Here is a 12,663-nt window from a genome sequence, read left to right on the forward strand (position 1 = left end):
GGTGGCCACCCGCGCATGCGCCGGGCCCGGCGGCGGCCGGACCGGACACCCTCCGCGACACACCACGGTGGAACGACACGGTACGTTGAAGCGGTGCAGGTCGTCGCCACTCTGAGTCTCAAGGGCGGCGTCGGTAAGACCACGGTCGCACTCGGTCTGGCCGGCGCGGCGCAGCGGCACGGCGTGTCCACCCTCGTGGTCGATCTCGATCCCCAGGCGAACGCCACCACCGCGCTGGATCCCGAGCCCACCACCGCCACGGTCGCCGACGTCCTCGACGAGCCGCGCCGCGCCGTCGTCGAGCGGGCGATCGCCCCGTCGGCCTGGGGCGAGGGACTCGACGTGCTGGTCGGCGCGGAGCAGACCGAGCGGCACAACCATCCCGATCCGGGCGCCGCCCAGCTGCACCGCCTGGACCGGGCGCTGCAGCGGCTGGCCGACGAGCTGATCACCGACCCGGCCGACGAGGCCCGGGGCCTGGCCGAGGAGCGCTACCGGCTGGTGATCGTGGACTGCCCGCCCTCACTCGGACAGCTGACCCGCAGTGCGCTCTCCGCGGCCGACCGCGCGATCCTGGTCACCGATCCCACGATGTTCTCGGTGTCCGGGGTGCAGCGCGCCTTCGACGCGGTGCAGACCGAGCGCGAGCGCTCCAACGACCGGCTCCAGCCGCTCGGGGTGCTGGTGAACCGGGTCCGCCCCCGCAACACCGAGCACGACTTCCGCATCTCCGAGCTCCGCGAGCTGTTCGGGCCCCTGGTGTTCAACAGCGTCCTCCCGGACCGGTCCGCCGTGCAGCAGGCGCAGGGCGCCTGCCTGCCGATCCAGGCCTGGGACACCCCCGGCGCCCGCGAGATCTCGGCCGTGTTCACCTCCCTGCTCGGGCGAGTGCTGCGCAGCGCCTCCCGCGACCGGCCCGCCGCCTCGGCCTGACGGTCACCCCGCGCCCCGGCCGTCCGGCGGCCCGGCCGTGATCCCGCGGCCCCGCTGTGATCCCCGCGGCCCGGCGGCCGCCCGGCGCCCCGGCCGTCGCTCAGCGCGGCAGCAGTTGCTGCACCCGCCCGACGAACTGTTCGGCCTGCCGCAGCAGGTCGTCGGCCCCGCGCCGATCCACCATCCGTTCGATCCCGGCCTCGGCCGCTGCCCGCACCCGCGAGCAGGAGGCGAAGAACGACGCCCACTCCTCCAGCTCCGGTGCGACCTCGGCGAGCAGCCGCCAGACGTCCCGCGGCGCTCCCCGCCGCGGCCGCGGCCGTGCCCGCATCGCGAGCACCGCCGCCCCGGCCCGCAGCGCCGCCAGGTAGGCGGCGGGATAGCGGCGCATCGGATCCGGATCGCGATGCGCCTCGGCCAGCTGGTCGGCGGCCTGGCGGAGCAGCGCCAGCGCATCCCGCGACGGGGGCGCCCCCGCCCCCCCGTGCGACCCCGCACCGCCGGCCCGCGAGGTGCGGGCGACCGCACCACCGCCACGTGAGGCGGCGGCCCGCGGGGAAACGGTGGAGCCGCCGGACCGCGGAGACGCGACGGTCCCGCCGGACCGCGACGACCGTCTGCCGGTGCCGCGCTCGCCCCCGCGGCAGACGCCCCGGGGCGCCGGAACGACCGGCCGGCCCGGCTCGTCCGATCCGGTCGACCGGGTCACCGGCTCCCCCGCCGGGCCCGCCTGCCCCGGGTCGCGACCACCCGGCGCGGCCGGCGGCCACAGGTCCAGCTCCATCGTCGTGCTCATCGCGGCACCTCCATCCCGTGTCCCACCCGCATCCGTCAGTCGTTCACCTGCACGAGGTCCCAGACCCCCGGCCCGGCCCGCATCCGGAGCACCACCTCGCGGGGCGGCTCGAGCGGCTCCTCCACCGACCGCGCCTGCACCCGCCAGCAGCTGAGCCGGTCGCCGCCGATCGGCATCGGTGACGGGAACGGCCACGGCGACTCCTCGACCCACTGGTCACGCACCCCGGTGACCAGGAACCGTTCGCCGCGCCGCGACGGACGCCGCTGGAACTCGACCGGCTCACCGTTCTGCCAGCGCACGTCGACGGCCGCCGGCTGCCGCGCTCGGAACAATCGCGAGAAGCCACCCACTCCCACCACGCCCCTTCCCGCGGAGCGGGCCTCGGCCCCCGCTCCCCGGCATCGGTTCCGGGTCGCCCGGCGACGGAATGCTTCCCCCACCCCGCACCGGACGCCCGGATGTCGAACGCGCGTTCGACGTACTTCAGTAGAACGCGTGTTCGATCGGCAGTCAAGTCCGGCGGTCGGGTGGTCCGGTCGTCGGTGGTGCCGGTCCGGGCACGGTCCGGCACACCCGGGCCGCGGGACCGTTCGGAGCGTGATGTGATGGGTGCATGCGCGCCTCCACCCGTCCCGCTGCGGACGCCGGCCCCGCGGCCCGCCGCGGCGCGTGGGGCCCGCGGTGACCGCCGCGCCGGCACGGCCACGCCTGGTCGGGCTCAGCCGCAGCGACTTCGCCGGCCGGCTGACCGACGCCATCGACGTGTACGTGACCGCGATGGGTTACCCACGCTCGACCGCCCGGCAGCGCCGCTCGCTCTGGCTGGAGCACTCCTACCGGCCCGGCTGGCGCGCGGTCGGCTGGGTGGACGAGCGGAACCGGCTCGGCGGGATCGGCTACGGCTACTGGGGCGGGCCCGGCCAGTGGTGGTTCGAGGAGGTTCGGCGCGGCCTGCGCGCCCGCCGGGGCGATCCCGACGGCGTCGGCGCGGACTGGCTGACCGACTATTTCGAGCTGACCGAGCTGCACGTGCACCCCAGGACACAGGGCGCCGGCATCGGGGAGGCGCTGCTCCGCGCGCTGGCCCGGGACGCCGGGCGGTCCCGGATGCTGCTCTCCACGCCGGAGTACGGCCCGGAGCCCCCCGGCCGGGCGTGGCGGCTCTACCGTCGCGCCGGCTTCCGGGACGTGCTGCGCGAGCACCTGTTCACCGGCGACCCGCGCCCGTTCGCGGTGCTCGGCCGCGAGCTCCCGCTCGCCCCGCCCGCACCGGCCGCGACTCACCCGGGACACGACCCGGCGTGACGCCGGGCGGGCCGCCCCCGGGTGGCACGATGTCCGGCATGCCGCTCCCCCGCAGCTCCACCGTTCCGCACCGGCGGCGCACGAAGGCCGCGGTGCTGCTCGCGGTGCTCACCCTGCTCGCCCTGACCGGTTGCGCGCGGGTGCAGGTCGCGCTGGCCGTCCAGCCCGACGACACCGTCGACGGCACGATCGTCATCGCGACCCCGGACGGCAGCGGGCCGGAGGTCACCGTGCCCCCGGCCCTGGAGGACAAGGTCGATCTCGCGCCCTACGACGAGGACGGGTTCGTCGGCTCCAGGGCGTCGTTCGAGGGCCTGACCTTCCCCGAGGTCTCCGAGCTCGCCGCGCTCGGCGGCACCGCCTCGGCCCGGGCGAACCTGGAGATGCGCCGGGTGGGCGAGCGGATCGCGGTGCGCGGGCGGGCCGACCTGACGACGATGCCGGTGGACCGCTCGGACGTCCGGCTGGCGATGAGCTTCCCCGGCGAGGTGGTGGAGACCGACGGCGAGGCCGACGGCGGGACGGTCACCTGGACCTTCGCCCCCGGCGAGGTCTCCCAGCTGAACGCGTCGGTGGTCTCGACCGACCCGAACGCGCCGTCGGTGGTCGGCTGGTCGCTGCTGCTGGCCGGGCTGGTGGCGGTCGCCGCGGGGGCCGTGGTGTTCCTCGCCCACCGCGACCGGAACCCGGCGATCCGCCGCTGAGACCGTCCGGCACCCGGACGGTCCGGCGTTGAGACCGTCCGGACGCCCGGACGGTCCGGCGCCGTGGCGGCCCGGCCGCCGGTCCGGCCGGTCCGGCGCGGCCCGAGGATCCGCGGCGGATCCGGACCGGATCCGCCGCCGGGAACCTCAGACGGTGGCCGACGCGGTGGCCGACCGACCGGCCGCCGAGCGCCGCGGCTCGGCCAGGCCGAGCCGGTCGATCAGCTCGGTGGTCGCCGTCGACCGGTTCAGCGAGTAGAAGTGGATCCCGGACACGCCCTCGGCGATCAGCCGCTCGCAGAGCTCGCCGGTCACCTCCATACCCGCCGCGCGGAACGCCTTCGCGTCCCCGGAGTACGGGGCGAGCCGCTCGACCAGCGCGGGCGGCAGCGGCGAGCCGGACAGCTCCGGCCCCTTGTGGAAGGTCTTCTCCGAGGTCAGCGGCATGATCCCGGGGATGATGGGCTGATCGAACCCGGCCGCGGCGACCCGGTCGCGCAGCCGCAGGAAACCCTCGGGCTCGAGGAACAGCTGGGTCACGGCGAACTCCGCGCCGGCCCGGAACTTGCCGACCAGGCGCTCGGTGTCGGCCGCCAGGTCGGCCGAGCGGGGGTGGCCGTAGGGGAACGCCGCGACACCGACGCAGAACGGCCCGGACCGCTTGATCAGCGAGACCAGCTCGTCGGCGTACTCCAGTCCCTCCGGGTGGCTCACCCACTCGCCGAGCGGGTCGCCGGGCGGGTCGCCGCGCAGCGCCATGATGTTGCGGACGCCGGCCGCCGCGAGCGAGCCGATCACGTGCCGCAGCTCGTCCACCGAGTGCGACACCGCCGTGAGGTGCGCCATCGAGCACAGCGTGGTGTCGGTGGCGATCCGCTCGACGGTGCGCACCGTGCGGTCCCGGCTGGAGCCGCCCGCGCCGTAGGTCACCGACACGTAGGCCGGGTCCAGGACCTCGAGTCTGCGGATCGCCCGCCAGAGGTCCGCCTCGCCCTGGTCGTCCTTCGGCGGGAAGAACTCCACCGCGAAGAAGGGGCGGTCGACGCTGATCCGTTCGGTCACCGTGGATGCAGAGGTCGTCGTCACCCGGATGACCTTACGGTGCGAACGTGCCGCTGTGGGCCCCTGAAGCGCCCCGGGCCACCCGGCCGGGCCCCCGCACGCGCCCCCACCTGCGGTCGCCGGGTGAGTGTCGGTGACCACCGTTAGCCTGGCTCCGTGGTCGATCCCGCTGCTCCCGCCTCCGCCCCGCTCGGCCCCGGCGACATCACGACGGCCGGGCCCGCCCCGCTCGACGACGCGTTGCCCCAGCACGTCGAACGGGTGCTGGCCGGCTACCTGGACCGGCGCCGCACGGACGTGCTGGGCATCGACCCGGCCGTCGCGCAGGCGGCGGACTCGCTGGCCGGCTTCGTGCTCGGCGGCGGGAAGCGGCTGCGGCCCACCTTCGCCTGGTGGGGCTGGCGCGGCGCCGGCGGCGACCCGCAGGACGAGCACGCCCAGGGCGTGCTCACCGCGATCGCCGCGCTGGAGCTCGTGCAGGCGTGCGCGCTCGTGCACGACGACCTGATGGATGCCTCGTCCACCCGCCGCGGCCGCCCGACGGTGCACGTCGAGTTCGCCCGCACGCACGCGTCGAACGAGTGGTCGGGGCCGCCCGCCCGGTTCGGCGCCGCGGTCGCGATCCTGGTCGGCGACCTGGCCCAGGTGTGGGCCGACGACATGTTCCACTCCGCGTCGCTGCCAGACGGCGGGCACGCCAGGGCCGCCGAGGCGTGGCGGGCGATGCGCACCGAGGTGCTCTCCGGCCAGTACCTGGATGTGCTCGCCCAGGCCTCCGGCGACGCCGCCGAGTCGACCGCCCTGAAGATCGACCGGTTCAAGACCGCCGCCTACACCGTCGAGCGCCCGCTGCACCTGGGGGCGGCGATCGCCGGCGCGGAGCCACGGCTGCTGGGCGCCTACCGCCGCTACGGAGCCGACATCGGCGTCGCGTTCCAGCTCCGCGACGACCTGCTCGGCGTCTTCGGCGACCCCCGGGTGACCGGCAAGCCGGCCGGCGACGACCTGCGCGAGGGCAAGCGCACGCTGCTGGTCGCCGCCGCGCTGCAGCGCGCCGAGCAGCGCGGGGACCGGTCCGCGCAGGAGGTGATCACCGGTGCGCTCGGCGATCCGGGGCTCGCCGGGGAGGCGCTCGACCGGGTCCGCTCGGTGCTGTCCGAGCTGGGTGCGGTGCAGGTCGTCGAGCAGCGGATCGCCGCGCTGACCGGGTCCGCGCTGGACGCACTGGACGCCGCGCCGGTACTGGAGCCCGCCCGCGCCCGGCTGTTCGAGCTGGCCGAGCGCGCCACCCGGCGTGCCTGGTGAGCGGCGTGCGGACGGTGCCCGGCCGCACCGAGCACGTGGTCGTCGTCGGCGCCGGGCTGGCCGGGCTGTCCACGGCGCTGCACCTGCTCGGCGCCGGCCGCCGGGTGACGATCCTGGAGCGGGAGGAGTTCCCCGGCGGGCGGGCCGGGCGGCTCGACGTCACCGACGAGCACGGCGGGTACCGGCTCGACACCGGGCCGACCGTGCTGACCATGCCGGAGCTGCTCGACTCGGCGTTCGCCGCGGTCGGCGAGCGCACCGCGGACCGGCTCGACCTGGTGCGGCTCGATCCGGCCTACCGGGCGGAGTTCGCCGACGGCTCGGCGATCTCCGTGCACACCGACGCCGCGGCGATGGAGCACGAGGTCCGCGAGACCTGCGGCCCGGAGTCCGCGCAGGGCTACCGGCGGCTGCGGCGCTGGCTGACCGACCTCTACCGGGCCGAGATGGACTCCTTCATCGACGCCAACCTGGACTCGCCGCTCTCCCTGGTCGGGCCGGACCTGGCCCGGCTGGTCGCGCTCGGCGGGTTCGGCCGGCTCGGCCGGCGGATCGACCGGTTCCTGCCCGACGAGCGGCTCCGCCGGATCTTCTCCTTCCAGGCGCTCTACGCCGGCGTCGCCCCGCAGCGGGCGCTCGGTGCCTACGGCGTGATCGCCTACATGGACACCGTCGCCGGGGTGTGGTTCCCGCGCGGCGGCATGCGCGCGATGGGCACCGCGCTGGCCGACGCCGCGGCCGACGCGGGTGCCGAGGTCCGGTACGGCAGCCGGGTGACGCGGCTGGTCCGGTCCGGGGACCGGGTCACGGCGGTGCGGTCGGTCCCGGCCGGCGGCGGCGAGGAGATCGAGACCGCCTGCGACGCCGTCGTCCTCACCCCGGAGCTGCCCGCGGCCTACGACCTGCTCGGCGGCGCGCCGCGCCGTCCGCTGGGGCTGCGCTGGTCGCCGAGCGCGGTCGTCGTGCACGCCGGGATGCCCACCCCGTCCCCCGGCGTGGCCCGGCACCACCACACGATCTCGTTCGGCGGCTCGTGGGAGGGCACCTTCCGCGAGATCATCGACCGCGGCCGGCTGATGAGCGACCCGTCGCTGCTGGTCACCCGGCCCGGGCTGACCGATCCCGGGCTGCAGCCCGACGGCCGGGAGCTGATGAGCGTGCTCGCGCCGTGCCCGAACACCGCCGTCGCCCCCGGCATCGACTGGGACCGGATCGGCCCCGCCTACGCCGAGGAGCTGTTCGGCGTGCTCGTCGAGCGCGGCCTGGCCGATCCGGGGGCCACCCCGAGCTGGACCAGGCTGTGGACGCCGCGCGACTGGGCCGCCGCCGGGATGGCCGCCGGGACGCCGTTCTCCGCGTCGCACACGCTCGCCCAGACCGGGCCGTTCCGGCCGCGGAACCTGGTGCGCGGCGTGTCCAACGCCGTGCTGGCCGGCTGCGGCACCACCCCCGGCGTCGGTATCCCCCCGGTACTGGTCTCCGGGCGGCTCGCGGCGGAGCGGATCACCGGGCCGCGCTCGCCCGAGCGGGCCGGTCGCGGCGCGGGGTCGCGGGTCGCCCGCTGAGCCGGGCGTGGAATCATTCCGGCCACGATGACCGCCCAGCCCTCGCCCCCGATCCCCCGCCCCGCGGCACCGGAGCCGGTGACTGCGGCCGGTGACCCGAGCGACCCGCGCAGCGGGTCCCCGAGGTCCCGCTGGGGCACGCTCACCGCGCGGCGGGGCGACCCGCCGCGGCGCACCCTGCTGCTCGGCCTGGCCGGCACGGTGCTCATGTTCCTCGGCGCGCCGGGCGCCGGCGGGATCCCGGTGCGCGATCCGATCCTGGGCAACTCGCCGCTGTCGTTCTGGCGCTACGGCCACGGGGCGATGATCGCCGGGATCGTCGTCTACACCGGGCTGGCCCTGATGGTCTGGGCGTGGGTGCGGCTGGGCCGCGACGTCCTCGCCCACCGGGTCGGCGGGCGCGCGGTGCTGACCACGGCCTGCGTCTGGATGATCCCGATGCTGGTCACCCCGCCGCTGTTCACCCGCGACCCGTACAGCTACCTCGCCCAGGGCGCCCTGCCGCTGGCCGGGTACGACCCGTACCGGTTCGGGCCGGACACGATGGGCGGGATCTTCACCGACAACGTGCACTTCTTCTGGCAGGACACCCCGGCGCCGTACGGCCCGCTGTTCATCCTGCTGGCACAGGGCATCGTGCTGCTGGTCGGCCAGAACGTCCTGCTCGGCGTCATCGCGATGCGGCTGATGCTGGTCAGCGGCCTGGTGCTGCTGGTGGCGGTGCTCCCGGCGCTGACCCGGCGGCTCGGCGGCCGGCCCGCGGTCGCGCTGTGGATCGCGGTCGCGAACCCGGTGATGGTCGTGCACATGGTCGGCGGCGTGCACAACGACCTGCTGGTCGTCGGGCTGCTGCCGCTCGCGGCGCTGCTCGCGCTGCGCGACCGGTTCCTCTGGGCGATCGTCGTCGCCTCGCTCGCGATGGCGGTCAAGGCCTCGGCCGGCCTGATCCTGCCGTTCCTGGTCCTGGTCTGGGCCGCGAAGCTCACCGGGCCGTTCTGGTCCCGGCTGATGCGGGCCGGGCTCCCCTCGGTCGCCGTGTTCGGCGCGGTGTTCGGGGCGTGCACCTGGGCCACCGGCTACGGGCTGGGCTGGCTGCCCGCGCTCAGCGCACCGTCGATGATCGTCAACTGGCTGTCCTGGTCGACCGGCGCCGGGCAGGTGGCGCACGCCGTCGCCGGGATGTTCGTGGACGGCCTGAACCAGCAGGCGTTCGTCGAGGTCTTCCGGGCGATCGGCGCGGGCGTGCTGGGCGTGCTCGTCGTCGCGCTGTGGTGGCTGGCACGCGACGGCGGGACGATCGCGATCCGCAACGCGGCGATCGCGCTGGCACTCGCCGCCGTGCTCGCGCCGACGACGCTGCCGTGGTACCTGAGCTGGGGTTTCTGCCTGCTCGCGATGACCGCGTGGAGCGCTCGCGGACTGCAGTGGGCGGTCTTCGGCTCGATCTGGCTGATGATCGTCTACTTCCCGGACGGCGAGACCGCGCTCTACGCGCCGCCCTATCTCCTGCTGTGCGCCGCCGCCGGGCTGCTCGCCGCCGTCGCGCTGCTCCGGCCGGACCCGCTCGGCCTGCGTGCCGGCCGTCACCCGGCCGGCTCCTCCCCGGTGACCGACGGTGCCCGCGACGGCGGCTGAGCGGGCGGGGCGCGCGGAGCTCGACGCCGCCGGGCTGACCGACCCGGCGCTGCGGGCCGCGTACACCGCCTGCCGCGCCCTGCACGCCGAACACGGCCGCACCTACTACCTCGCGACCCGGCTGCTGCCACCGGAGCGGCGGGTCGACATCCACGCCCTCTACGGGTTCGCCCGGTACGCCGACGAGATCGTCGACGACCCGGACGGTGCGGGCGGCGGCCGTCCGCGGGCGGCGCTCGACGCCCTGGACGCGCAGCTGACGGCCGCGCTCGACGGGGCACCGCAGCCGGGGAGCAGGCCCGAGGTGCTCGCCGTCGCCGAGACCGCGCGCCGGCACGCGCTGGACCCGTCGCTGTTCCGCGACTTCATGGTCTCGATGCGGATGGACCTCACGGTGGAGGGCTACCCGACCGACGCCGATCTGGCCGTCTACGTGCACGGCTCGGCCGCCGTGATCGGGCTGCAGACGCTGCCGGTGCTCGGCACCGTGGTCCCGCGGGCCGAGGCCGAGCCGCACGCCGCGCTGCTCGGCGTCGCCTTCCAGATGACGAACTTCCTGCGCGACGTCGGCGAGGACCTGGACCGCGGCCGCGTCTACCTCCCGGCGGACGAGCTGGCCGCGTTCGGCGTGGACCGGGAGCTGCTGGCCTGGTCGCGGCGCACCGGGCGGCCCGATCCGCGGGTGCGGCGCGCGCTCGCCCACCTGGTGGCCCGCACCCGGGCCACCTACCGGCGCGCGGACCCGGGGATCCCGATGCTGGAGCCGGTGTCCCGGGCCTGCGTGGGCACGGCGCGCACGCTGTACGCGGGGATCCTCGACGAGATCGCCGACGCCGGCTACGACATCCTGCAGCGGCGGGTCGCGGTGCCGAACCGGCGCCGCGCCGCCGTCGCGCTGCCCGGCCTGGGCCGGGCGGTGCTGGCCAGGGGCCGGGAGCTGGCCCGGGAACGGACCGGGCGGGCCGCGCCGGTCAGAACGCCATCGCCTGGGCGCGGCGCTTGACCTCCTTGTGCCGGCCGGCGCCGATCGCCCCGATCGGCGAACCGGGCAGGGAGTCGTCCTCGGTGAACAACCAGGTCAGGATCGCGCGGTCGTCATAGCCGCCGTCGCGCAGCACGCTGATCGTGCCGCTGAGGCCGCGCACCACGTCGTTCCCGTCCAGGAACACGGCGGGGACGACCACCTGGCCGTCGTGCTTCAACGACAGGAGCTGGCCTTCCCGGACCAGCTGGTGGACGCGGGATGCGGGGATCGACAGCCGGGAGGCGACGTCGGAGACGGTCAGCGTCTCCTCCGTGACGGCCGCGGGGAGGGTCTCGCTCACAGACGGACACTGTTCCACATCCGCTCCCCGCACCCCACACTCCGGGACCCGGGCCGTGTCGCGCGCGGTGGCCGGGCACGCACCGTCCGCGGGCGGACGCTCGGCGTGCCGTACCCACCCGGACGGCGGGTAAGGGTCGCTGAAGTAGCCTTCCCGGCGTGAGCGCACCGTCCGGACCGGTCGATCCCGGCACGCCGGATGGGGCCGGTCCGGTGATGGCGGACGGCCCCGGCCCCGCCCTGCTCGACGGCCGGTACCGGGTCGGGCCGGTCCTCGCCCGCGGCGGCATGTCCACCGTCTACCACGGCACCGACACCCGGCTCGAGCGTGCGGTGGCGATCAAGGTGATGGACCCCCGGATGGCCGGGGACCACGCGTTCCGCACCCGCTTCGACCGGGAGGCGCGGCTCGCCGCCCGGATCGACCATCCGGCCGTGGTCGCGGTGTACGACCGCGGCACGGTGCCTGCCGGACCGCTCGGCGAGCCGAGCCTGTTCGTCGTGATGGAGCTGGTCGACGGCGGCACCCTGCGCGACGTGCTGCGGGCCCGCGGCGCGCTCGGCCTGTCCGCCGCGGTGCGGGTGCTGGAGCCGGTGCTGGCCGGTCTGGCCCGCGCGCACCGGCTCGGCATGGTGCACCGCGACGTGAAGCCGGAGAACGTGCTGATCTCCTCGTCCGGCGAGGTGAAGGTCGCCGACTTCGGATTGCTCACCGCGGCCGCCGAGGCCGGCGTCAGCCACGCCGGGATGATCCTCGGGACGATGGCCTACCTCTCCCCCGAGCAGGTCGTGTCCGGCCGCGCGGACGGCCGCAGCGACGTCTACGCCGCCGGTGTCGTGCTCTACGAGATGCTCACCGGCCACCCGCCCTACACCGCCGACAATCCGCTGTCGGTGGCCTACCGGCACGTGAACGAGGACGTCCCGCCGCCGTCGGCGACGGTGCCCGGCCTGCCGCCCGCGGTCGACGCGCTCGTCGCGCGGGCGACCGCCCGCGATCCCGCGGAGCGGCCGGTCGACGCCGAGCACTTCCGCCGCGAGCTGCTGGAGGTCGCCGACCGGCTGGGGCTTCCCCGGACCGGCGTGCCGCGGCCGCCCGGCCCGCCGCCGGTCGACGACGGCGCGACCCTCCCGGCCGGGCCCCGGCGGCACCGGGCGACCGGTGCCGAGCCGCGCGGCCCCGGCGGTACCCGGGCGCAGGCCCTGGTCGGCGCGCACGGCACCGCCGTCACCCCGGCGAGCGAGCCGGAGGCGCTGTCGGCGGCCGACCTGCGCGCGGACCGGCGCCGCAGCCGCCGCGTCTTCACGCTCTGGATGGTGCTGCTGGTGCTGCTCGCCGCGCTGGCCGGCACCGGGGCGTGGTGGCTCGGCTCGGGCCGCTGGACGACGATGCCCGCGGTCACCGGGCTGGACCGGGACCGGGCGACGGCGCTCGTCGCGGAGGCCGACCTGACCCCGTCGATCACCGAACAGGCCGACGACGACGTCGCGGCCGACCTGGTCGCCTCGGTCGATCCGGCCCCGGACACCCGGGTGCTGCGCGGCTCGTCGGTCACCCTCGTCGTCTCCACCGGCCGGCCCGCCGTCCCGGACGTCCCGGCCGGCAGTGCCGTGGAGACCGCCGAGGAGGCGGTGCGCCGGGCCGGGCTGACCCCGGTGCGTTCGACGGCCGCCGAGGAGTTCAGCACCGAGGTGCCCAGCGGCGCGGTGATCCGGACCGACCCGGCGGCGGGCACCCGGCTGCCGGGCGGCTCCGCCGTCACCCTGGTGACCAGCCGCGGCCCGGAGCCCGCCCCGCCACCGCCGCCGCCGAGCGACGAGGAATCCGACATCACCTCGGTGCCGTTCGTGATCGGCATGCGCGCCGACGACGCCGAGGAGCTGCTCGAGTCGCAGGGCTTCGACGTCGACATCGACCGGAGCTTCCCGTTCGGCCGCCGGGACGGCCGCGTCGTCGGTCAGGATCCGTCCGCCGGCGACGCCGAGCGGGGTGACACGATCACCCTGACCGTGCTCTGAGCCCGGCCGGAC

The 12,663-nt window shown here is 76.1% G+C and carries 12 protein-coding genes; 8 read left to right on the forward strand and 4 right to left on the reverse strand.

Annotated features, from left to right (window positions below; translation table 11 throughout):
* Nucleotides 1-93: 93 nt before the first annotated feature.
* The gene (locus ABZ881_RS04980; RefSeq protein ID WP_358481892.1) at nucleotides 94-933 is read left to right on the forward strand and encodes a ParA family protein; all 840 of its coding nucleotides are present in this window, start codon (nucleotides 94-96) and stop codon (nucleotides 931-933) included.
* A gap of 100 nt (nucleotides 934-1,033) precedes the next feature.
* On the opposite strand, the gene ABZ881_RS04985 is transcribed toward ABZ881_RS04980, so the two are convergent.
* On the reverse strand, nucleotides 1,034-1,729 hold the full coding sequence (locus tag ABZ881_RS04985) for an SAV_6107 family HEPN domain-containing protein (protein WP_358481893.1): 696 nt from the start codon (nucleotides 1,727-1,729) through the stop codon (nucleotides 1,034-1,036).
* A 35-nt stretch (nucleotides 1,730-1,764) separates the two neighbouring features.
* The gene (locus ABZ881_RS04990; RefSeq protein WP_344018803.1) at nucleotides 1,765-2,064 is read right to left on the reverse strand and encodes a hypothetical protein; all 300 of its coding nucleotides are present in this window, start codon (nucleotides 2,062-2,064) and stop codon (nucleotides 1,765-1,767) included.
* Nucleotides 2,065-2,413: 349 nt separating this feature from the next.
* On the opposite strand from ABZ881_RS04990, the gene ABZ881_RS04995 reads away from it, so the two are divergent.
* Together ABZ881_RS04995 and ABZ881_RS05000 are read left to right on the forward strand one after the other, a co-directional pair.
* Nucleotides 2,414-3,037 (forward strand): GNAT family N-acetyltransferase, encoded by a 624-nt coding sequence (locus tag ABZ881_RS04995; RefSeq protein ID WP_358481895.1) that lies wholly within the window; start codon nucleotides 2,414-2,416, stop codon nucleotides 3,035-3,037.
* Nucleotides 3,038-3,075: 38 nt separating this feature from the next.
* Entirely contained in the window at nucleotides 3,076-3,741 is a 666-nt protein-coding gene (locus ABZ881_RS05000) for a DUF3153 domain-containing protein (RefSeq protein WP_344018797.1), read from the forward strand.
* A gap of 147 nt (nucleotides 3,742-3,888) precedes the next feature.
* On the opposite strand, the gene ABZ881_RS05005 is transcribed toward ABZ881_RS05000, so the two are convergent.
* The gene (locus ABZ881_RS05005; protein ID WP_358481897.1) at nucleotides 3,889-4,827 is read right to left on the reverse strand and encodes a methylenetetrahydrofolate reductase; all 939 of its coding nucleotides are present in this window, start codon (nucleotides 4,825-4,827) and stop codon (nucleotides 3,889-3,891) included.
* A 252-nt stretch (nucleotides 4,828-5,079) separates the two neighbouring features.
* On the opposite strand from ABZ881_RS05005, the gene ABZ881_RS05010 reads away from it, so the two are divergent.
* Genes ABZ881_RS05010 through ABZ881_RS05025 form a run of 4 tightly spaced genes read left to right on the forward strand, consistent with a single transcriptional unit; the run spans nucleotide 5,080 to nucleotide 10,311 of the window.
* Entirely contained in the window at nucleotides 5,080-6,108 is a 1,029-nt protein-coding gene (locus ABZ881_RS05010; protein WP_358482105.1) for a polyprenyl synthetase family protein, read from the forward strand.
* Between the two features lie 5 nt (nucleotides 6,109-6,113).
* On the forward strand, nucleotides 6,114-7,673 hold the full coding sequence (gene crtI, locus ABZ881_RS05015) for a phytoene desaturase family protein (RefSeq protein WP_358482106.1): 1,560 nt from the start codon (nucleotides 6,114-6,116) through the stop codon (nucleotides 7,671-7,673).
* 27 nt (nucleotides 7,674-7,700) lie between these two features.
* A complete protein-coding gene (mptB, locus tag ABZ881_RS05020; protein WP_358481899.1) occupies nucleotides 7,701-9,308 on the forward strand; it encodes a polyprenol phosphomannose-dependent alpha 1,6 mannosyltransferase MptB in 1,608 nt (535 codons plus the stop codon).
* Complete coding sequence (locus ABZ881_RS05025) at nucleotides 9,289-10,311, forward strand: phytoene/squalene synthase family protein (RefSeq protein WP_358481900.1); 1,023 nt, start codon at nucleotides 9,289-9,291, stop codon at nucleotides 10,309-10,311. The genes mptB and ABZ881_RS05025 overlap by 20 nt, the downstream gene beginning before the upstream one ends.
* Here the strand turns inward: ABZ881_RS05025 and ABZ881_RS05030 are convergent.
* The gene (locus tag ABZ881_RS05030) at nucleotides 10,280-10,633 is read right to left on the reverse strand and encodes an Rv2175c family DNA-binding protein (protein ID WP_344018791.1); all 354 of its coding nucleotides are present in this window, start codon (nucleotides 10,631-10,633) and stop codon (nucleotides 10,280-10,282) included. The two genes, ABZ881_RS05025 and ABZ881_RS05030, sit on opposite strands and share 32 nt — an antisense overlap.
* 158 nt (nucleotides 10,634-10,791) lie before the next feature.
* On the opposite strand from ABZ881_RS05030, the gene pknB reads away from it, so the two are divergent.
* Nucleotides 10,792-12,651, forward strand: coding sequence for a Stk1 family PASTA domain-containing Ser/Thr kinase (pknB, locus tag ABZ881_RS05035; RefSeq protein WP_358481902.1), 1,860 nt, complete (start codon nucleotides 10,792-10,794; stop codon nucleotides 12,649-12,651).
* Nucleotides 12,652-12,663 lie beyond the last annotated feature (12 nt).

The sequence above is a fragment of the Pseudonocardia sp. NPDC046786 genome, assembly GCF_040645415.1.
Lineage (GTDB): Bacteria > Actinomycetota > Actinomycetes > Mycobacteriales > Pseudonocardiaceae > Pseudonocardia > Pseudonocardia kongjuensis.

Bases quoted from the DNA above. Each gene is read 5' to 3' on its own strand.
- ABZ881_RS05000 (WP_344018797.1), top strand. From the start codon at position 3,076: ATGCCGCTCCCCCGCAGCTCCACCGTTCCGCACCGGCGGCGCACGAAG.
- mptB (WP_358481899.1), top strand. From the start codon at position 7,701: ATGACCGCCCAGCCCTCGCCCCCGATCCCCCGCCCCGCGGCACCGGAG.
- ABZ881_RS04985 (WP_358481893.1), bottom strand. From the start codon at position 1,729: ATGAGCACGACGATGGAGCTGGACCTGTGGCCGCCGGCCGCGCCGGGT.